The 21,002-nt window shown below is 55.3% G+C and carries 17 protein-coding genes; 13 read left to right on the plus strand and 4 right to left on the minus strand.

The annotated features are described in order from the left end of the window. The first annotated feature begins 52 nt into the window (after positions 1-52). The 4 genes from NL510_RS20880 (at position 53) to ridA (ending at position 2,058) form a co-directional block, all read left to right on the plus strand. On the plus strand, positions 53-157 hold the full coding sequence (locus NL510_RS20880; RefSeq protein WP_253379991.1) for a pyrBI operon leader peptide: 105 nt from the start codon (positions 53-55) through the stop codon (positions 155-157). 34 nt (positions 158-191) lie between these two features. Beyond that, a complete protein-coding gene (gene pyrB / locus NL510_RS20885) occupies positions 192-1,124 on the plus strand; it encodes an aspartate carbamoyltransferase (protein WP_253379993.1) in 933 nt (310 codons plus the stop codon). 12 nt (positions 1,125-1,136) lie between these two features. After that, positions 1,137-1,598 carry an aspartate carbamoyltransferase regulatory subunit gene (pyrI, locus tag NL510_RS20890; protein ID WP_253379995.1) on the plus strand — a complete coding sequence of 154 codons (462 nt, stop codon included), beginning with the start codon at positions 1,137-1,139 and terminating at the stop codon, positions 1,596-1,598. A gap of 73 nt (positions 1,599-1,671) precedes the next feature. After that, on the plus strand, positions 1,672-2,058 hold the full coding sequence (gene ridA, locus NL510_RS20895; protein WP_253379997.1) for a 2-iminobutanoate/2-iminopropanoate deaminase: 387 nt from the start codon (positions 1,672-1,674) through the stop codon (positions 2,056-2,058). Between the two features lie 48 nt (positions 2,059-2,106). On the opposite strand, the gene NL510_RS20900 is transcribed toward ridA, so the two are convergent. Then, positions 2,107-2,322, minus strand: coding sequence for a hypothetical protein (locus NL510_RS20900; protein WP_253379999.1), 216 nt, complete (start codon positions 2,320-2,322; stop codon positions 2,107-2,109). 120 nt (positions 2,323-2,442) lie between these two features. After that, positions 2,443-5,151, minus strand: coding sequence for a magnesium-translocating P-type ATPase (gene mgtA, locus NL510_RS20905; RefSeq protein WP_253380001.1), 2,709 nt, complete (start codon positions 5,149-5,151; stop codon positions 2,443-2,445). 383 nt (positions 5,152-5,534) lie between these two features. On the opposite strand from mgtA, the gene treR reads away from it, so the two are divergent. From treR to NL510_RS20925, 4 genes are all read left to right on the plus strand, one after another. Then, entirely contained in the window at positions 5,535-6,482 is a 948-nt protein-coding gene (gene treR / locus NL510_RS20910) for a trehalose operon repressor TreR (RefSeq protein ID WP_253380003.1), read from the plus strand. Positions 6,483-6,607: 125 nt separating this feature from the next. Beyond that, entirely contained in the window at positions 6,608-8,026 is a 1,419-nt protein-coding gene (treB, locus tag NL510_RS20915) for a PTS trehalose transporter subunit IIBC (protein ID WP_253385047.1), read from the plus strand. Positions 8,027-8,076: 50 nt separating this feature from the next. After that, complete coding sequence (treC, locus tag NL510_RS20920) at positions 8,077-9,732, plus strand: alpha,alpha-phosphotrehalase (protein ID WP_253380005.1); 1,656 nt, start codon at positions 8,077-8,079, stop codon at positions 9,730-9,732. A 134-nt stretch (positions 9,733-9,866) separates the two neighbouring features. After that, the gene (locus NL510_RS20925; protein ID WP_253380007.1) at positions 9,867-10,613 is read left to right on the plus strand and encodes an oligogalacturonate-specific porin KdgM family protein; all 747 of its coding nucleotides are present in this window, start codon (positions 9,867-9,869) and stop codon (positions 10,611-10,613) included. A gap of 8 nt (positions 10,614-10,621) precedes the next feature. Here the strand turns inward: NL510_RS20925 and NL510_RS20930 are convergent, their stop codons facing one another. Then, positions 10,622-11,281, minus strand: coding sequence for a MurR/RpiR family transcriptional regulator (locus tag NL510_RS20930; protein WP_253380009.1), 660 nt, complete (start codon positions 11,279-11,281; stop codon positions 10,622-10,624). Positions 11,282-11,460: 179 nt separating this feature from the next. Here NL510_RS20930 and NL510_RS20935 point away from each other — a divergent pair, with 179 nt between their 5' ends. The 5 genes from NL510_RS20935 (at position 11,461) to nrdG (ending at position 19,024) form a co-directional block, all read left to right on the plus strand. Beyond that, entirely contained in the window at positions 11,461-12,864 is a 1,404-nt protein-coding gene (locus NL510_RS20935; protein ID WP_253380011.1) for a PTS fructose transporter subunit IIC, read from the plus strand. 10 nt (positions 12,865-12,874) lie between these two features. After that, complete coding sequence (locus NL510_RS20940) at positions 12,875-15,472, plus strand: glycoside hydrolase family 38 N-terminal domain-containing protein (RefSeq protein ID WP_253380013.1); 2,598 nt, start codon at positions 12,875-12,877, stop codon at positions 15,470-15,472. Between the two features lies 1 nt (position 15,473). Continuing rightward, positions 15,474-16,046, plus strand: coding sequence for a PTS sugar transporter subunit IIA (locus NL510_RS20945; protein WP_253380015.1), 573 nt, complete (start codon positions 15,474-15,476; stop codon positions 16,044-16,046). Between the two features lie 370 nt (positions 16,047-16,416). Next, on the plus strand, positions 16,417-18,555 hold the full coding sequence (gene nrdD, locus NL510_RS20950; protein ID WP_253380017.1) for an anaerobic ribonucleoside-triphosphate reductase: 2,139 nt from the start codon (positions 16,417-16,419) through the stop codon (positions 18,553-18,555). Positions 18,556-18,559: 4 nt separating this feature from the next. Then, entirely contained in the window at positions 18,560-19,024 is a 465-nt protein-coding gene (gene nrdG, locus NL510_RS20955) for an anaerobic ribonucleoside-triphosphate reductase-activating protein (protein WP_253385049.1), read from the plus strand. Between the two features lie 32 nt (positions 19,025-19,056). On the opposite strand, the gene NL510_RS20960 is transcribed toward nrdG, so the two are convergent. Beyond that, positions 19,057-20,967: a BglG family transcription antiterminator gene (locus NL510_RS20960; protein WP_253380019.1), complete on the minus strand. Its 1,911-nt coding sequence runs from the start codon at positions 20,965-20,967 to the stop codon at positions 19,057-19,059. Between the last annotated feature and the right edge of the window lie 35 nt (positions 20,968-21,002).

The raw sequence follows: 21,002 nt of genomic DNA on the forward strand, positions 1-21,002 counted from the left end.
TGATCGGATAACCGGGGTGGGTATAATGCCCGACAATTTGCCGGGAGGAAGCATGGTCAAGCGTGTACGACATGACGTTTTACCGCGTCTGAAATCAGACGCTGACCTGCCGTTTTTCTTCCCGTTGATAACCCTATTCCCAGAGCCCCTCATTTGAGGGGCTTTTTTTTGCCCGGCGTCAGGAGATAAACATGAATCCGCTTTATCAAAAACACATCATTTCCATAAACGACCTCAGCCGCGAAGAGCTGGAACGGGTTCTGGATACCGCGGCAAAACTGAAGGCCAATCCGCAACCGGAGCTGCTCAAGCACAAGGTGATTGCGAGCTGCTTCTTCGAAGCCTCGACCCGTACCCGCCTCTCCTTTGAAACCGCCATGCATCGCCTGGGCGCCAGCGTGGTGGGCTTCTCAGACAGCAGTAATACGTCGCTGGGCAAAAAAGGGGAAACGCTGGCGGATACCCTTTCGGTTATCAGCACCTACGTGGATGCAATAGTGATGCGTCACCCCCAGGAGGGCGCCGCGCGTCTGGCGACCGAGTTTTCCGGCGGTATTCCGGTGCTAAATGCCGGCGACGGCGCAAACCAGCATCCGACCCAGACTCTGCTGGATCTCTTCACCATTCAGGAGACGCAGGGCACGCTTGAGAACCTCAACATCGCCATGGTAGGTGACCTGAAGTATGGCCGCACCGTCCACTCGCTGACCCAGGCGCTGGCGAAATTTAACGGCAACCGCTTCTTCTTCATCGCCCCGGACGCGCTGGCGATGCCGCAGTACATCCTCGACATGCTGGATGAGAAAGGCATTCAGTGGAGCCTGCACGCCAGTATCGAAGAGGTGGTGAGCAACGTGGATATTCTGTATATGACCCGCGTTCAGAAAGAGCGTCTGGATCCGTCCGAATACGCTAACGTGAAGGCCCAGTTTATATTGCGCGCCAGCGATCTCGACGGTGCGCGCGGCAACATGAAGGTGCTGCACCCGCTGCCGCGTATCGATGAAATCCATACCGACGTAGATAAAACGCCGCACGCCTGGTACTTCCAGCAGGCCGGAAATGGCATCTTTGCTCGCCAGGCGTTACTGGCTTTGGTTCTGAATCGCGAATTGGCTCTGTAAGGGGAAATGACCATGACACACGATAACAAACTCCAGGTTGAAGCCATTAAACGTGGCACCGTGATTGACCACATCCCTGCGCAGGTGGGCTTTAAGCTGCTGACGCTGTTCAAGCTGACCGAGACCGACCAGCGCATCACCATTGGCCTCAACCTGCCATCGGCCGAGATGGGCCGCAAAGATCTGATCAAAATCGAGAACACCTTCCTGACTGACGAGCAGGTTAACCAGCTGTCGCTGTACGCGCCGGACGCCACCGTTAACCGCATCGACGAGTATGACGTAGTGGGTAAATCGCGTCCGAATCTGCCGGAACGTATCGACAGCGTGCTGGTCTGCCCGAACAGCAACTGTATCAGCCATGCCGAGCCGGTTTCTTCCAGCTTTGCAGTGAAAAAACGCGCCAATGATATCGCGCTCAAATGTAAATACTGTGAAAAGGAGTTTTCTCATTATGTGGTGCTGGCCAACTAATTGAGGTTGGTAATGAAATCCCGGCTGTTATAATGGCCGGGAACATTCTTAACGCTGTTATTCTGGAGAAAACATGAGCAAAGTACTCGCGACGGAAAATGCACCAGCCGCTATCGGTCCCTACGTTCAGGGCGTTGATCTGGGCAGCATGATCATCACGTCAGGTCAGATCCCGGTAAACCCGAAAACCGGCACCGTGCCGGAAGACGTGGCGGCTCAGGCGCGCCAGTCGCTGGAAAACGTGCAGGCTATTGTGGAATCCGCTGGCCTGAAAGTAGGCGACATCGTGAAAACAACCGTTTTCGTGAAAGATCTGAACGATTTTGCGACCGTCAACGCCACTTATGAAGCCTTCTTCAACGAGCACAACGCGACTTTCCCGGCGCGCTCTTGCGTGGAAGTCGCGCGTCTGCCAAAAGACGTGAAAATTGAAATCGAAGCGATTGCGGTTCGTCGCTAATCCGCTTTCAAGTTAACAAGGCAGCCCGGCTGCCTTTTTGGTTGTCCGCTACAGATTTCGCGTCGCTCTGAGCAGCGGATACACCGCCGCAATCACCACCTCATTCTGAACTTTCGCCGCGTTATCCAGCGCTTTTTGAATCAAGGCGATCTCTTTATCGTCCGGAGCGACAAAGGCGGACGCGCCGAGCAGAAGCCCGGCGCTTAGGAGGCTTAACGTAACAAGAATGTTCCTTATTTGACGGGCCGAAAATAAGCAAAACATTCTGTTAACATTCGCTCAATTTGTTGTCAAGCAGATGGCATGACGGCGAACACAGGTTGTTGAATTTGAGCGAAAAACCAGATCCCTCACCCTCCCCAGAGGGGTGAGGATTTGTCATTATCACTGCCACCCATACCGGCGTGCATAGAACCCTTTCACTTTTTGCGTCAGCACCATGTAGCCCACGAGGATCGCTACCAGCCACGGGAAGTAGCTCAGCGGCAGTGCCTGCAACTGCAGGTAGCTGGCCAGCGGCGAGAACGGCAGCGCGATACCCAGCGCCATCACAATCCCGGTCATGATAATCAGCGGCCACGCGGCACGGCTCTGAATAAACGGAATACGACGGGTGCGGATCATGTGCACAATCAACGTTTGCGACAGCAGCCCGACCACGAACCAGCCGGACTGGAACAGCGTCTGGTGCTCCGGCGTGTTGGCGTGGAATACAAACCACATCAGGCAAAAGGTCAGAATGTCAAAAATGGAGCTGATTGGGCCAAAGAACAGCATAAAACGCCCGAGATCGGACGGGTTCCAGCGCTGCGGCTTCTGGATCTGCTCATCATCCACGTTATCAAACGGGATCGCCACCTGAGAGATATCGTACATCAGATTCTGGATCAACAGATGCAGCGGCAGCATCGGCAGGAACGGCAGGAACGCGCTCGCCACCAGCACGCTGAAGACGTTACCGAAGTTGGAGCTGGCGGTCATTTTGATGTACTTCAGCATGTTGGCGAAGGTACGGCGTCCTTCGATCACGCCCTCCTCCAGCACCATCAGGCTTTTTTCCAGCAGGATAATATCCGCCGCTTCCCGGGCGATATCCACCGCGCCGTCAACGGAGATGCCAATATCCGCCGCACGCAGCGCGGGCGCATCGTTGATGCCGTCCCCCATAAAGCCAACCACGTGCCCTTCGCGACGCAGTAAGGTGACGATACGTTCTTTATGCATCGGCGTCAGGCGGGCAAACAGCGTGGTGTGCAGCGCCAGTTTCGCCAGTTCGTCATCAAAGAGGTGCTCTATGTCGCTCCCCACCACCACGTTTCCCGCGTCCAGCCCTACTTCGTGGCACACTTTGGCCGCCACCAGCTCGCTGTCGCCGGTGAGGATTTTGACGGTGATTCCGCTCGCCTTCAGTGCTTTCAACGCGGGTGCGGTGGTCTCTTTCGGCGGATCGAGGAATTCGATGTAACCTTCGAGAATTAAATCGCATTCATCAATACGCTGATAATCTCCGGCGCGTGCCGGCAGAGGTTTACTGGCGACCGCCACCACGCGTAGCCCCTGACGGTTCAGGTTATCAGTGACGCGTTTGATGCGGCGCAGCATAGCGTCATCCAGCGGCACGATACTCCCGTTGTAACGCGCATGGGTCGAGACATTGAGGATCTCCTGCAGCGCCCCTTTGCAGATCAACTGATGCACATCGGGTTGTTCGCTCACCACCACCGACATGCGACGGCGTTCAAAATCGAACGGAATTTCATCCACTTTTTGCCAGCGGCCAGAGAGAGTGTGGGCGGACTCTTCATCTACCCCTTCCAGCACGGCGACGTCGAGCAGGTTTTTCAGCCCGGTCTGGTAGTGGCTGTTAAGCCAGGCGGTGTGCAACACGCGCTCGCTGGTTTTTCCGGCGATATCGGTGTGGTTCTCCAGTACAATTTTATCCTGGGTCAGGGTGCCGGTTTTATCGGTACAGAGGATATCCATCGCGCCAAAGTTCTGAATAGCGTCGAGGTGTTTGACGATCACTTTCTGTTTTGACAGCTTGACCGCCCCGCGTGCCAGCGTGGAGGTGACAATCATCGGCAGCATTTCCGGCGTTAAGCCAACGGCCACGGAGAGCGCGAACAGCGCCGCTTCCCACCAGTCGCCTTTGGTATAGCCATTGATCAGCAGCACAATCGGCGTCATCACCATCATAAAGCGGATCAGCAGCATGCTGACGCGGCCAATGCCTTTCTGGAACGCATTCGGCTCGCTTTCCTGCCCGGTCACGCGTCCGGCAAGCTGCCCAAACCAGGTATTGCCCCCGGTGGCGATGACGATGGCCTGCGCCGTGCCGCTCACCACCGTGGTGCCCATAAAACACAAAGTATCGCACTCAAGCGGGTTCATCTGCTGTGGATTACGGCTGCGCGCCACTTTTTCGACCGGCAGCGATTCCCCGGTCAGCGAAGCCTGCGCGACAAACAGATCGCGTGCCTGAATAATGCGAAGATCCGCCGGGATCATATCCCCGGCGGCAAGCTTAACCAGATCGCCCGGCACCAGCTGGTCGATGGGCAGTTCAACCCAGGCATTTGCACCGAGATCGTTAATCACCCGGGAGACGGTCGCCGTATTGCTGACCATCGCCTTCAGGGCATCCGCCGCTTTGGTTGAGCGTGCTTCCTGGATAAAATTCAGCAGCGTGGAGATCCCCACCATCAGGGCAATCACCCCTGCGGCAAACAGATCTTCGGTGGCATAGGAGATAACGCCGAGCACGGTCAACAGCAGGTTGAACGGGTTGCGGTAGCAGTGCCACAGGTGCACCCACCATGGCGACGGCTTTTGCGCCGGAATGTGGTTATCGCCATGCAGTAAGCGAATTTTTTCCACTTCCCTGGCGTTCAGCCCTTCCGGATGCCCACCGAAAGCGCGCCAGACTTCGTTTTCATCCATCGCCGCCACGTTCAGGCAGCGTTCGGCCAGGGATGACGGAATGGCTGCGCCCGTCACATTTTTGGCGTTGGGCAGCGGGTCGCGCTCAAACAGGCGACGAGGAAGATGGCGGCTGAGCAGCATTTGCAGCTGCCGGGTGATATTTTTTAGCATAGTCATTCCCCCGCATCCGCACAGCGGATGCAGAATTTCTGCAGGCGTGGCAGCGCCTTACCTGGCAGGTACTTAATGTTTCAAGCAGGAACGTCAGAACGCTACTGCCTCACGCCGGTGAGACAGCAAAAGGCTGGCTTACCGGAAAGAACGTGCTCTCTTGTTCAGAAGAGGTGTGGGATCGGGATCCATAAAGCCTCCGGTAAGTTAAAGTGGGTGTCGCCGCGCAGTATACGGATTTTAGCGTACCCTTTATGGCGCTTCGGGCGGTATGATAACCCCTTACAAATAAACCAAACGTAAACCAGACTTTGCCCATAGCGGAATTACGCTAAAGCATTAGGCTCTATTGACCATTTTGTCGTTGTTACAGGGAATATAGCATGCAGAACCGCCTTACGATTAAAGACATTGCGCGTTTAAGCGGTGTGGGGAAATCCACCGTGTCGCGGGTGCTGAATAACGAAAGCGGTGTCAGCGAACGCACGCGGGAGCGCGTCGAGGCGGTGATGAATCAGCACGGTTTTTCCCCTTCCCGCTCCGCGCGAGCCATGCGCGGGCAGAGCGACAAAGTGGTGGCCATTATTGTCTCACGCCTGGATTCGCTCTCAGAGAACCTCGCCGTGCAGACCATGCTGCCCGCCTTCTACGCGCAAGGCTATGATCCGATCATGATGGAGAGCCAGTTCTCAGCGCAAATGGTGGAAGAGCACCTGGGTATGCTCCAGCGCCGCAACATCGACGGTGTGGTGCTGTTTGGTTTTACTGGCATCAAAGAAGAGATGCTCAAACCCTGGCAGCCCTCGCTGGTGCTGCTGGCGCGCGATGCCAGCGGTTTTGCCTCCGTCTGTTACGACGACAAAGGGGCAATTATTATCCTGATGCAACGCCTGTACAATGACGGCCATCGCCACATTAGCTATCTGGGCGTGCCGCACGCCGACGTGACGACCGGCAAGCGACGTCATGAAGCCTACCTGGCGTTTTGTAAACAGCATAACCTGCCTGCCGTCGCCTCGCTGCCGGGCCTGGGGATGAAGCAGGGCTACGAGCAGGTCGCCAGCGTGCTCACCCCGCAGACCACCGCCCTGGTGTGCGCTACCGATACCCTGGCGCTGGGTGCAGGAAAATATCTGCAGGAGCAACGTATCGACGGCTTACAGGTCGCGAGCGTTGGCAACACGCCGCTGATGAAGTTCCTGCATCCGGAAATTATCACCGTCGATCCCGGCTACGCCGAGTCCGGCAGACAGGCTGCCGCTCAGTTGATCGAGCAGATCACCGGACGTGCCGCGCCGCGCCAGATCGTGATCCCCGCCCACCTTTCATAAACTCGTTGAACGGTTTAATGTGATCTTCGCCCGATTTCGGGAACGTTCCCATTTCCGCTGTCACGCTGAAAGGGTAGGCTTACTGTCAGGTCATAACCCTATCAATCCAGTCATGAGGTTTCATGATGAAAAAAGTCAAACAAGCTGATATCGATCGGTTGATCGTCCTGGTGGGCGGACGCGAAAATATCGCCACCGTCAGCCATTGCATCACTCGCCTGCGCTTTGTGCTTAACGATCCGGCCAAAGCCGACCCGAAAGCCATTGAAGAACTGAAAATGGTGAAAGGCTGCTTCACTAACGCCGGCCAGTTCCAGGTTGTTATTGGTCCCGAAGTGGGCGATTACTATCAGGCTCTGCTGGCGACGACCGGGCACTCTTCTGCCGATAAAGAACAGGCGAAGAAAGCCGCGCGCCAGAACATGAAATGGCATGAGCAGTTGATCTCCCACTTTGCCGAGATCTTCTTCCCGCTGCTGCCCGCGCTGATAAGCGGCGGCCTGATCTTAGGCTTCCGTAACGTCATCGGTGATGTGCCGATGAGCGACGGTGAAACGCTGGCGCAGATGTATCCCGCCCTGCAAAGCATTTACGATTTCCTGTGGCTGATTGGCGAAGCGATCTTCTTCTATCTGCCGGTCGGAATTTGCTGGTCGGCGGTACGCAAAATGGGCGGTACGCCGATTCTGGGTATTGTACTGGGCATCACGCTGGTCTCTCCGCAGTTAATGAACGCTTACTTACTGGGTCAACAGGTCCCGGACGTATGGAACTTTGGCCTGTTTACCATCGCTAAGGTGGGCTATCAGGCGCAGGTTATCCCCGCGCTGCTGGCCGGTCTGGCGCTGGGCTTTATTGAGACTCGCCTCAAACGCATCGTGCCGGATTACCTTTATCTGGTGGTCGTACCGGTCTGCTCGCTGATCCTTGCCGTCTTCCTTGCCCATGCGTTGATCGGCCCGTTTGGCCGCATGATCGGCGACGGCGTGGCCTTTGCGGTGCGTCACCTGATGACCGGCAGCTTCGCACCGGTTGGCGCTGCCCTGTTTGGCTTCCTGTATGCACCGCTGGTCATTACCGGCGTACACCAGACCACCCTGGCGATAGATATGCAGATGATTCAAAGCCTCGGCGGTACGCCGGTGTGGCCCGTCATCGCGCTGTCTAACATCGCCCAGGCGTCTGCGGTGACCGGGATAATCCTGGTTAGCCGCAAGCATAACGAGCGTGAAATTTCCGTTCCGGCGGCCATCTCCGCCTACCTTGGCGTCACCGAACCGGCGATGTACGGCATCAACCTGAAATACCGCTTCCCGATGCTCTGCGCGATGGTTGGCTCCGGCCTGGCGGGCCTGGTCTGCGGTCTGTACGGGGTGATGGCGAACGGCATCGGCGTTGGCGGCTTGCCGGGGATCCTCTCCATTCAGCCCGCGTTCTGGCAGGTGTTTTCCCTGGCGATGGCCATCGCGATTATCGTGCCGATGGCGCTCACCACCGTGGTGTACCAGCGTAAGTTTCGTCAGGGCACGCTGCAGATTGTTTAACTTCTCCTTTGGGGCGCAATTGCGCCCCTTCGCATTTGCAGGAACACACTATGAATAACCTTCCTCACTGGTGGCAAAACGGCGTTATTTATCAGATTTACCCGAAGAGTTTCCAGGACACGACCGGGCGTGGTACCGGCGATTTACGCGGCGTGACGCAGCGCCTGGATTATCTCCACACCCTCGGCATTGACGCCATCTGGCTGACGCCGTTTTACATCTCCCCGCAGGTCGATAACGGTTACGACGTGGCGAATTACACCGCCATCGATCCGGCCTACGGCACGCTGGATGATTTTGACGAGCTGGTCGCCGAAGCGCATGCCCGGGGCATCCGCATTGTGCTGGATATGGTCCTCAACCATACCTCGACCCAGCATGCCTGGTTCCGCGAATCCCTGAATAAAGAGAGTCCGTACCGTCAGTTTTACATCTGGCGCGACGGCACGCCTGAGCAATTGCCTAACAACTGGCGCTCTAAATTTGGCGGCAACGCCTGGCGCTGGCACGCCGAGAGCGAGCAGTATTATCTGCATCTGTTCGCTCCGGAGCAGGCCGATCTCAACTGGGAGAACCCGCAGGTGCGTGCCGAGCTAAAAAAGGTATGCGAGTTTTGGGCCGATCGTGGCGTCGACGGGTTACGTCTTGATGTGATTAACCTGATTTCGAAAGATCAGGATTTCCCGGATGACTTCGTGGGCGATGGCCGCCGCTTCTACACCGACGGGCCGCGGGTTCATGAATATCTCCAGGAGATGAGCCGCGACGTCTTCACCCCGCGCAAGCTGATGACGGTGGGCGAAATGTCCTCAACGTCGCTGGAAAACTGCCAGCAATACGCTTCGCTGGACGGCAATGAACTGTCGATGACCTTTAACTTCCACCACCTGAAGGTGGATTATCCTGGCGGCGAAAAATGGACGCAGGCAAAGCCAGACTATGTGGCGCTGAAAACCCTCTTCAGCCACTGGCAGCAGGGAATGCACAACAAAGCGTGGAATGCGCTGTTCTGGTGTAACCACGACCAGCCGCGCATCGTCTCCCGCTTTGGCGACGAAGGAGAACATCGTGTGCCAGCGGCGAAGATGCTTGGCATGGTGCTGCACGGGATGCAGGGCACGCCGTACATTTATCAGGGTGAAGAGATTGGCATGACCAACCCGCACTTCAGCCGTATCACCGATTACCGCGACGTAGAGAGCCTGAATATGTTCGCCGAACTGCGGGCCAACGGCCGCGATCCGGATGAATTACTGGCGATCCTGGCGAGTAAATCGCGCGATAACAGCCGTACGCCGATGCAGTGGGATGCTTCACATAATGCAGGCTTTAGCGGGGGAGAGCCCTGGATTGGCGTCTGCGACAACTACGAATCGGTCAACGCCCGGGCGGCTCTGGAGGATGCGGATTCGGTGTTCTACACCTATCAATCATTGATTCGGCTGCGTAAAACCCTGCCAGTGCTGACGTGGGGGGACTATGAAGATTTGCTTCCGAAACACCCGTATCTATGGTGCTACCGTCGCCGGTGGCAAGGGCAGACGCTGGTTGTGGTGGCGAACCTCAGCCGCGAGCGCCAGCAGTGGCAACCGGACCCGGTACAGGGAACATGGCGGGTAGCCCTTAGCAACTATGAGGATGTTCCCTCTCGCCCGGTTACGCGGCAATTGCGTCCTTTTGAAGCCATCTGGTGGACGCAGGAATAAACATCAGGAGATACAGCATGCTGTATCTCTTTTTTTATGTTTAGCGATACGCTAAATGTACGACGATAAGTTTTACATCATAACGTGCCAAAATAAAAATAGTCCTGCCAATTAAATAACCTCGACAGGACATTATGAAAAAGAAAATTATTAAAGCAACGTGTATCAGCGCAATATTATTAAGCACACAGGGATGGTGCGGAAAATCGTCCGTCGACCTGCGCTTTGGTCACAATACGCGCTCAGACGTCAATGATTCACGTATTAAAGTCATGCATCAGGCGGATAACGGTTTTTACTTCTCCGTTGAAGCCGCACAAAACCACAACGATACCTTTTTTGGTGATACCGATCGCTATAATTCTGACGACAAGGGGTTAACTGAGGCGGCGCAGGAAATCGAAACACGCTGGCGCTTCGCTCTGGGCAATGGGTTCGCCATTGCGCCGGGCATGGTGACGGTATTCACCGCCAGTAATACCCATTATCGCCCCTTCATTCAGGGCTGGAAAGCGTTTGATAACGGTCTGAACCTCTCCGCACGTTATCGTTATAATACCGTCAATGATGCGCACAGCGACAAAGAATTAGACGACAGCGGGTATACCCGCCGCCAGTCACACCAGTTCGACATTTGGTTCGCTTATAACATTGGCAAATTCGGTATGTCCTACAACCCACGCTTTCGCTGGCAGGATAATGTCGATCAGGGAACCGGGGATGACACCTACTGGGAGCATACCGTCGCGTTCAATTACAGCCTCGACGACGGCTGGACGCCTTACGTTGAACTGGTTTCACTGGACAAAACCTATATCAATAATGCCGGCAACCATGAAAATGATTATGCCGTACGCCTGGGGATAGTGAAGCAACTTTGACGGCCTGACTACACCGTATCGTGCTGCAGTAGCCTGCAGCCGATACGGTCCACGGCGCTTAACAGTTCAAGCTGCCCCTCCCGCTGATACAATGATACTGCGTTAATGTCGATCAATAACGGCCAGCATAGCGTTGAGATCGCAGCCAGCGTCGATCCCTCACGGGTAATCGCAATAATCTTTAACCCTTTGCACAGCGCGTTACGCGCCATTTCAATCAGCGACTGCGTCTCCCCGGATTTACTGATCAACACCAACGTCCCTTTCGTTACCCGTGTCAACTGGTGCATATCATTCAGAACAAGATGCGGCAGGCTCGCCAGGGATAAAAAACGCGACAGATAGTTGAGGCTGGTAAGCGAGGCGCCCCGTGCGTAAAGGAAGATATGGCTGGAATGGGTTAGCAGCCTGGACACCTCCGCCACAATAGCGTCCGCCTGCGGCACAACGCCAGGCTCTGCAAGCGCAGAGGTAGAATGATCGAGCAAAAAACGATACCGAAGCTCGGTATAACTTTTATAGCCCATTTTTTTACACACACGGTTAACAGATGTTGTCCTCGTAAAGGTATCACGAGCAATCTCTTTTGCCGATATATTAGAAATATTAGGCGCATGATGCTGAATGTATTCAAATATCAAACGCTCACTTCCCTGAAATGAGTTCATATATTACGCCCCGAGTAATCCAGAGATGATATTAACACCGAAGAAAAATAGTCTCTGGAAGGCGCTTCACAAATTGCATTTCCGCGTATCGCAATACGTAATTAGTATTAGCAAACATTAAAAACGATGTTGGTTTCTCTTTATACTTTCCCTGTTTTCACATTCAGGGAATTATTACAATGACGAAACAAAAAATTGTCGCGGTTACGGCCTGCCCGACGGGCATCGCCCACACCTTTATGGCGGCGAATAAAATTATTGCATGGGCTAAAGCGCATAACATTGAGGTCAAGGTCGAAACGCAGGGCAGCGACGGCGTTAAAAACCGCTTAACGAAACAGGATATCGCCTCCGCCACGGCCGTTATTCTGGCAACCGATGTTCCCATTCAGGATGCTGAGCGTTTCGAAAAAATTCCCCACCTGCAGACCCGCACGCAGGAGCTGATCAAGTATACCGATCGCTATCTGTGTCAGGCGCTGGCAATGGAAAAAAACGTCACCTCCCTTGCACGAGCAGACGAAGACGATCTCCAGCGTTCTGCTTACCAGATTTTTATCGGCCATATCATGGCGGCCATTAGCTATATGTTACCGGTCGTGGTTATGGGTGGGCTGATGATGGCGACGGCCAAAATTACCGGGCAGTTTATTAACATCGAACATTCGCCATTCAGCGTGCTGGATAAAGTAGGCTTGATGACCATCAAGTTCATGTATCCGATTTTCGCTATGTATCTGGCGTTTTCCATTGCCGGTAAACCGGCGCTGATCCCCGGGCTTATCGGCGGCATCATGTCTGACGAAGTCTACAAACGCTTCTTTGATATCGAAGGCTTTATGCCGTCCGGCTTTTTCGGCGCCATTGGCATTGGCTTTTTTGTGGGCTATCTGGTGCGCTGGCTCAATGATTCTTTGCATGTCCGCCAGCAGCTCACCACCATTAAAACGATGCTGGTTGTGCCGCTTATCACCGGCATTACGCTGGTGATGGTCATGGAATATTTGATTAACCCAATTTTTGGCTCGCTTAACCAGCTGATGGTGGTCTTTTTTACCTCGGCAGGTGACACCGGCCGCGGATTCTATTCAGCGATGATTGCTGCAGGCACCGCCTTCGACTTGGGCGGTCCGGTCAACAAGGCGGCAGGCTCTGTCGCGCTCGGCCTGAATGGCATTAGCGAGACCTTCGACTTAACCGCCCGTGAACTCTCCATCGTGATCCCCTCCATTGGCGTCGGCTTTGCCGCATTCCTCAACGGACGCTTCGGTCTACCGGACGTCTTCAGCCGGGAAGAGAAAACCGTGGGCAGCACCTCGTTATTGCTGGGCGTTATCGGGATCTCTGAAGGCGCTATCCCGTTTATCCTGAAAAACCCACGCCTGATCCCGGTGTTTATGACCGGCGCCGTCGTCGGCTCGCTGGTCGCCATTGCGCTTGATGTAAAACAAACGTTGCCTCTGCCAGCCATCTGGGGCTGGCCCCTGGCCACCAATGTCGCTGGCTACCTGGCGAGCGTCTTTATGGGCGCGCTGATATGTGCCCTGGGCATGCTCTATGTCAGCACCAAAAACGCCAGATGAGGGAAGCAGCATGAGTCAGATCCACGTTATTGCCCATACGCACTGGGATCAAGAGTGGTACTTCACCCGTCAGGACAGCATGGTGCTGGCGTCATATAACTTCGCGGACGTCATCGACACGCTGGAGCAGGACCCGGCTTATTACTGCTATCACCTTGACGGTCAGATGGCGGTGGTGGATGACTTTCTCGCCATCAATCCCGGTTATCGCTTCAGGGTTGAAAAACTGGTCAGAGAGAAAAGGCTCTTCGTGGGGCCGTGGTATACCCAGACGGATACCTACAACGTGCATGGCGAATCCATTATCCGCAACCTCAAATACGGTATCTTCGCCGCCCGAACGCTGGGACATGCTATGCAGGTCGGGTATCTGCCGGATACCTTCGGCCACAATGCGCAGATGCCCACGATTTTGCAGGGCTGCAATATCGACAATTTCGTCTTCTGGCGGGGTATCGATCACGACAGGCAAGCTAAAAACAGCCAGTTTCTCTGGCGCGCACCGTCAGGTGCGACCGTCATCGCCTGCGCAATGGCGCTCGGTTATGGGGCGGCTAAAAACATGCGTGCAGACGCCAGCCATCTGCACGGCAAGATCTATCCGATGGTCGATTTGCTACGTTCACGTGCGGGTATAAATGACCTGCTGCTGCCCTGCGGGGGCGACCAGGTGAGTATCGACCCGGCGCTACCAAATATCCTGCAGATTGCCAGCGCATACTCTCCTGGCAAGGACCAGTATGTTATCAGTTCGCTAGAGCGCTACGTCGACATCCTGCGCACGCAGCGTGAACAATTTGAACTCTGGGAAGGTGAGCTGAAATCGCCGCGCTACACCCGCATTCATAAAACGATCGGCTCCGTGCGCTATGACATCAAAAAGAAAAATGATGAAATTGAGCAGTTCATCCTGCGACAGCTTGAGCCGACCATCGCACTGTCGCGTCACCAGGGAATTCCGGTCAACCTGTCTGTGGTCGACACCCTTTGGAAGACGCTTTTGCGATGCCACGCCCACGACTCCATCGGCGGCTGTAATAGCGATGCCACCAACCGCGATATTCTCCATCGACTCGAGCAAACCGAGCAACTGTGTCACAGCCTGTGGAATCTGGTAGTAAAAACGCTGGCCGCCGCTTGCGCAGAGGAAGGTGAACTACTGATTTTCAACCCGCTGGCCACCCCAGCGCGGCGCGTGGTTAAAACCACACTCTATAGCCGCACCGAAAATATTGCTCTGGCATATCAGGGGCGGACAATCCCCTTCGACGTCCTGAAAAGAGACATGCTACCTGGCGGAACGGCGATCGCCCTCACGGCCAAAGGCGAGTGTGAAACGCCCCTTCCCCCTTATTACCGCTGGTACGTTGCTGTGCAGACGCCGGTTTTGCCGCCTGTTGGCTACCTTAGGATTAACGTTGAAGATAACCCTGCGCCTTTCCGGCAGCCTGAACAGATAAAGGGCAACAAGATAGAAAATGCGCATTATCGGCTCACGCTGGATGCCGGTACGCTCACCTTTGAAGACAAACGCAGCGGCAGATGTATTTCCTCTTTCTTTACCTTCGAAGACTGCGCGGATGCGGGCGACAGCTACGATTTCTCGCCGCTTGCGGGCGATACGCCGACGCGCTGTTCCCATTTCACCCTTATTGACTGCCTGAAAGCATCACTGGTCGAAAAGCTGATCATTGAGGCCACCTTACTTCTTGCGCAGGATCTTGCCGGACACCAGGATACTGCCCGAAAACCGTTATTTATTCGTCTGGCGTGCGAATTGCGCCATGACGATCCGAATCTTTATGTCGAGAGTTCGCTGGAAAACCGCCACTGCGATCATCGGTTACGTTTACTGATCAATAGCGATATTCACACCCGTCACGCTATCGCCTCGCAGCCCTTTGCGATAATCCAACGCGAAACAGGCGCTGACGATGAAAATTGGCGGGAACGCTATCGCGAGATGCCCGTGGACATCGAAACCAGCGACGGGATTATCGCGGTCGCTGAAGCGGGCAAAGCGCTGGTGGTGAATAGCCGCGGCATGAAGGAGTTTCAGATTATCGGCAGCAAACCGGCGGCTATTGCCCTTACCTTATTCAAATCGACGGGTGTGCTGGGACGCAGCGATATTCACTGGCGACCGGGTCGGGCGTCGGGCATTAATAATACGGTGGTCGAGACTCCTGATGCCCAGTTGCTCAAACCGTTGCATTTTTCATTCACCGTTGCGCTGGCCGACAACGCTGACCATCTCACGCTTCGCCAGCTCGAGAATCAGGCGGCTGGACAACCTTTCACCTACCAGCGGCAAACATTGCACACGCTCGACCACCGCCTTGAGCGCTTTTCGTTGCGTCTGTCCGAATGCGAGCTTCCGGCACAGTTCTCGTTATTGACCCTACCGGAGCCGCTTATTCTCTCTGCCCTGCCCCATGCGCAGCAGTCGCATGGCACCGTCGTCCGGGTGTTTAACGCTGGCAGGCGGCCGGTTCCCGTCCCGGCACATCTAACGGGACTACGTCAGATCAACTATCTGGAAGAGCCTGTGCAACCGGTAACGGCAATTCCCCCTTTCGCGACCTGCGATTTTTTGTTGGAGGCTTAATATGAACTTGCTTGCATTGACGCACCCCGATCTGGTTTTTATCAACCCGCCACACCGTACGCCTGAAGAGCTTATCCGCTGGCTCACCGAACCGCTCGTCAGGCGAAATGTTATCAGCGATCAAGACGCGTTTATCCGAAGCGTATTACAACGCGAAAGTGAAGGTCCTACCGCACTGGGTGAAGCGCTCGCCGTTCCGCACGGTAAAACGGAGGCGGTGCATCATGCGGCATTTTGTCTGGCGCTCTTTGACGACCCAATACGCTGGCCCGGGCTGGAAGGCGATGAAGAGGTCAGAATGGTTTTTCTCCTCGCCATTCCACCCGCAGAAGCAGGCAGTACGCATATGCAACTGCTGACGTCGCTCACCAGCCTGTTGACGGAAGGTCGCGTGCGTGAGCAGCTTTTGGCAGCGCGCACCCGGGAAGAGGCACTGTCCGTCCTGAGTGGAGAAGAACCGCAAGAACAGGAGGATAGCCCCGCTCGCGCCTTTCTCATCCCCGTGGTGCTAGGCTGTATCGCTACTGTAGCGTTTTTACAGGCAGGGTTGAGCTGGGTCTGCACGGTGAGTTAATCGAACAGCGCTCAGTACGTGCGGTGTTGAGCGCTTGTTTTTGTTGAATAATTAATCATACTTTTCCTGCGCGTATTTACAATTGCTCCAGCGCCCGCCGTTTGTACTCTCGTCTTTTTACTTTGTTCTGAATCAAAAAAAGCGTAAACATGTTTGATGCAAATCACTATATGTAGCACTTAAAATGGCATCTCAACCCAACATATTGTATTTATCGTCTACAATTCCAACAACAAGACGGCGCTTACGCTGGCCGCAATTGTGGATAACACACGCTGGGAACGCGGGAAGTCTTTGCCGCGGCGGGGAATACGCCAGGTGAATACTTCTCCACCTCTGTGGATAACCTGTTTCTTAAAATGGAGTGATCATGACACCGCATGTGATGAAACGTGATGGCTGTAAAGTGCCTTTTAAATCAGAGCGCATCAAAGAAGCCATTCTGCGTGCAGCTAAAGCAGCGGGAGTCGATGACGCAGATTACTGCGCCACCGTCGCAGAAGTCGTTAGTCGCCAGATGAATGAACGCAGCCAGGTGGATATCAACGATATCCAGACTGCGGTTGAGAACCAGCTAATGGCTGGCCCGTACAAACAGCTGGCGCGCGCCTACATTGAGTATCGCCACGATCGTGACGTCCAGCGTGAGAAGCGCGGTCGTCTGAACCAGGAGATCCGTGGCCTGGTAGAGCAAACCAATTCCACTTTGCTCAATGAAAACGCCAATAAAGACAGCAAAGTGATCCCGACCCAGCGCGACCTGCTGGCCGGTATCGTCGCTAAGCACTATGCGCGCCAGCACCTGCTACCCCGCGACGTGGTGTCGGCGCACGAGCGCGGTGAGATCCACTATCACGATCTCGACTACTCACCATTCTTCCCGATGTTCAACTGCATGCTGATCGACCTCAAAGGCATGCTGACCCACGGTTTCAAAATGGGTAACGCCGAGATTGAGCCGCCAAAATCCATTTCAACGGCCACGGCGGTCACCGCGCAGATTATCGCCCAGGTGGCGAGCCACATTTATGGCGGCACCACCATTAATCGTATTGATGAAGTGCTAGCGCCGTTCGTGACAGAGAGCTTTAACAAACATCGCAAAACGGCTGAGGAGTGGCAGATCCCCGACGCCGACGGCTACGCGCACTCCCGTACCGAAAAAGAGTGCTACGACGCTTTCCAGTCGCTGGAATATGAAGTGAATACGCTGCACACCGCCAACGGTCAGACGCCGTTTGTCACCTTTGGTTTTGGCCTGGGCACCTGCCGGGAATCGCGCCTTATCCAGCAGTCTATTCTGCGTAACCGTATTTCGGGTCTGGGCAAAAACCGCAAAACGGCGGTGTTCCCAAAACTGGTGTTCGCCATTCGCGATGGTCTGAATCATAAATTTGGCGATCCGAACTACGACATCAAACAGCTGGCGCTGGAGTGTGCGAGCAAGCGCATGTATCCGGACATTCTGAACTACGATCAGGTAGTCAAAGTGACCGGCTTGTTTAAGACCCCAATGGGCTGTCGCAGCTTCCTCGGCGTGTACGAGGACGAAAACGGGGAGCAGATCCACGACGGGCGCAACAATCTGGGAGTGATCAGCCTTAATCTTCCGCGCATCGCGCTGGAGGCCAAAGGTCACGAAGACACCTTCTGGACGCTGCTCGACGATCGTCTGCAACTGGCGCGTAAAGCGCTGATGACCCGCATCGCCCGTCTGGAAGGGGTGAAAGCTCGCGTGGCGCCAATCCTGTATATGGAAGGGGCCTGCGGCGTGCGTCTGAAAGCAGATGATGAGGTGTCAGAGATCTTTAAAAACGGTCGGGCGTCTATTTCGCTGGGCTATATCGGCATTCATGAAACCATTAACGCGCTGTGTGGCGATAAGCATATGTATGACAGCGAAGCCCTGCGCCAGAAAGGGATCGCGATTGTGCGGCGTCTACGCGAGGCGGTTGACCTGTGGAAGGATGAAACCGGTTATGGCTTTAGCCTGTACAGCACGCCAAGCGAGAACCTGTGCGACCGCTTCTGCCGTCTGGACACCGCAGAGTTTGGCATTGTTGAAGGGGTGACCGACAAAGGTTATTACACCAACAGCTTCCACCTCGATGTTGAGAAGAAAGTGGATCCTTACGACAAGATTGACTTTGAAGCGGCCTATCCGCCGATCGCCAGCGGCGGCTTCATCTGCTACGGCGAGTACCCGAACATTCAGCACAACCTGAAGGCGCTGGAAGACGTATGGGATTACAGCTACCAGCATGTGCCCTATTACGGCACCAACACGCCAATCGACGAGTGCTACGTGTGCGGCTTTACCGGTGAGTTTGAGTGCACCAGCAAAGGCTTTACCTGCCCGAAATGCGGCAACCACGATGCGGCTCGCGTTTCCGTGACCCGCCGCGTGTGCGGTTATCTCGGTAGCCCGGACGCGCGTCCGTTCAACGCGGGCAAGCAGGAAGAGGTAAAACGCCGCGTGAAGCATTTAGGGAATGGGCAGATCGGTTAACGCGATGAACTACCATCAGTACTATCCCGTCGACATCGTTAACGGCCCCGGTACCCGCTGCACCCTGTTTGTCGCAGGGTGCGTGCACCAATGTCCCGGCTGCTACAACAAAAGCACCTGGCGCTTGAATTCAGGTTCGCCCTTTACCGCCGAGATAGCAGACCGGATCATCAGCGATCTGAACGATACGCGTATTCATCGCCAGGGGATTTCACTCTCCGGCGGCGATCCGCTGCACCCGCAAAATGTGCCGGAGATCCTGACGCTGGTAAAACGAATTCGCCGCGAGTGTGCAGGAAAGGATATCTGGGTGTGGACGGGCTACAGGCTGGATGAGCTGAACGCGCAGCAAAGGGAAGTGGTGGATCTGATTAACGTGCTGGTCGACGGAAAATTTGTGCAGGATTTAAAAGACCCGGCGTTAATCTGGCGCGGCAGCAGTAACCAGGTTGTGCATCATTTGCGGTGATTCACGGTGGATATCTCCTGTCCACACTTAGCTCAAAATCGACTCACACACTCCATCGCCACGGCCTTAAACGCCGCAAAATCGCCGCAGCTACAGAGCCGCGTCACCGCGCGTTCGCGCAGGAAGGTGACAAAGATGTCGTAGATGGCCATTGCCTCTTCGTATTCGCTTTTGCTGATGGCGAGCAGAAAAATGACGTGCGCGGTTTCGTCTCCCCACGCAATGCCGTGTGGGGCCAAAACGGTATAGACCACCGTTTTCTGTGCCAGCAGGCCGAGGGCGTGCGGGAGCGCGATGCCGTCCCCAAGCAACGTGCTGACGATGGCTTCACGCTCGACGACCGAATCCAGAAACGCTGCGCCGACAAAGCCTTCGCGCTCAAGCTGTTCGCACAGCTCGCGGAATAGCGTTTGCTGGTCAATGGGTTGGTCAACGATGCGGAAGTGGGCGGCGTCGAAGTATTTATCCAGCATCCACGGGCGGGTACGGTCTACCAGTACTAGCTTGCCGATCTGCTCCAGCTGGTAATCCGTCGGGAACGGCGCGATCGTCACCACCGGCTTTGACTTCTCGCTCACGCGGGCGGTGGCGATAACAAAGTCCTCGCCGATCGTCTCCGTCAGCTCGTACTCGCGCAGGGTGAGCGTTCGCGTCACCTCAATTTGCGGATATTTGCGCTGCAGTACTGCCTCAATCATGCGCACCATCGCATTACCGGCATCGCACACCAGCAGCACGCGCGGCTGGCGCTGGTAACCAATGTTGTAGTGACGCTCCAGCCCGACGCCGATATGCAATACCAGAAAACCCATCTCGTTTTCGCTGATGACATACGGCGTGTATTTACCCCAGCTTGAGACCGCCGCCAGCGTCATATCCCATGCCATCGGATAGTGCTGCTTGATGTTATCCAGCAGCGGATTGGGGATCATGATTTGATAGCGCACGCGGGTGATCATGGTCTTTATGTGGGTCAGCAAATCCGCGTGCAGTTGTTCATCGCTGAGCAGATTGTAGTTATAGTGAGTGTTGATATAGCGCAGGATATAGTTAACAAGAGCTTCGTCATCGTCGGCATTAATGGCGCTGGGGGCGATCTCCTGGATCTGCCGCGCCGCGATGTGCACGCACAGCCAGCTCTCTTCCGAAGGCGCAAGCATTTTTCCCGCCAGTTGCTGAAGGGTGACGGCGATATCTTTTGCCGCCTCGCGAACGTTCTCTTCAACATCCTCCGCGTGGAATTCTGGCAATGGGTAGCCTTCGCTGATGCGACGTACCGACACCGCGCAGTACAGGCGCAGAAACAGCTCGCCTTCATCGGTCAGGCGAATGTGATGGCGGGTTAGCGCCTCGTGCAGCACGGTGACCATCTGCTCCGGCACTCCGGCGTTCAGCGCAACGTCGGTTATCAGCGGGTTCAGGCTATCCTGTTGCGCCAGTTCCCAAAGCAGATCGGTCAGACAGGCGCGGGTCGACATCTCGCTGCCAAACAGCTTCATGCCGTGTCGCGGGCGGGTTTCCAGCGTCAGGTTATAGCGGTGGAACCACTCACGCACCTCCACCATGTCACTTTGCAGCGTGGCCCGACTGACAAACCACTCATCGGCCAGATCTTCCAGCTTGAGGGAGAAGGCTGAGGTGAGGAAACGCACCACCAGATAGTGCACGCGCTCTGGCCCCGTGCGGGGAATGCGCAGCGCGCGTGGGTGTGATGCCCGGAGTTGCTGGTAGCGCTCAGCATCGTCAATTTTGAGCTGATAGCCGTTGCCGCGGCTCAAAATAAACTGCGCGCCGTGGCTCGCCAGCAGCGCGTTCAGGGCGGTAATATCGGCGCGGACGGTGCGCGTGGAGACCGACAGCCGCTGCGCCAGTTCGTCCTGCGGCAGCGTCTCGTTTTGCAACAGATCGAACAGTTGCGCTAAACGTTGGTTCGGAAATCGCACGTCGTTGTCCTCTTACTGCTTAGGGTGAAATAACC

It is taken from the genome of unidentified bacterial endosymbiont, from assembly GCF_918797525.1.
Lineage (GTDB): Bacteria > Pseudomonadota > Gammaproteobacteria > Enterobacterales > Enterobacteriaceae > Enterobacter.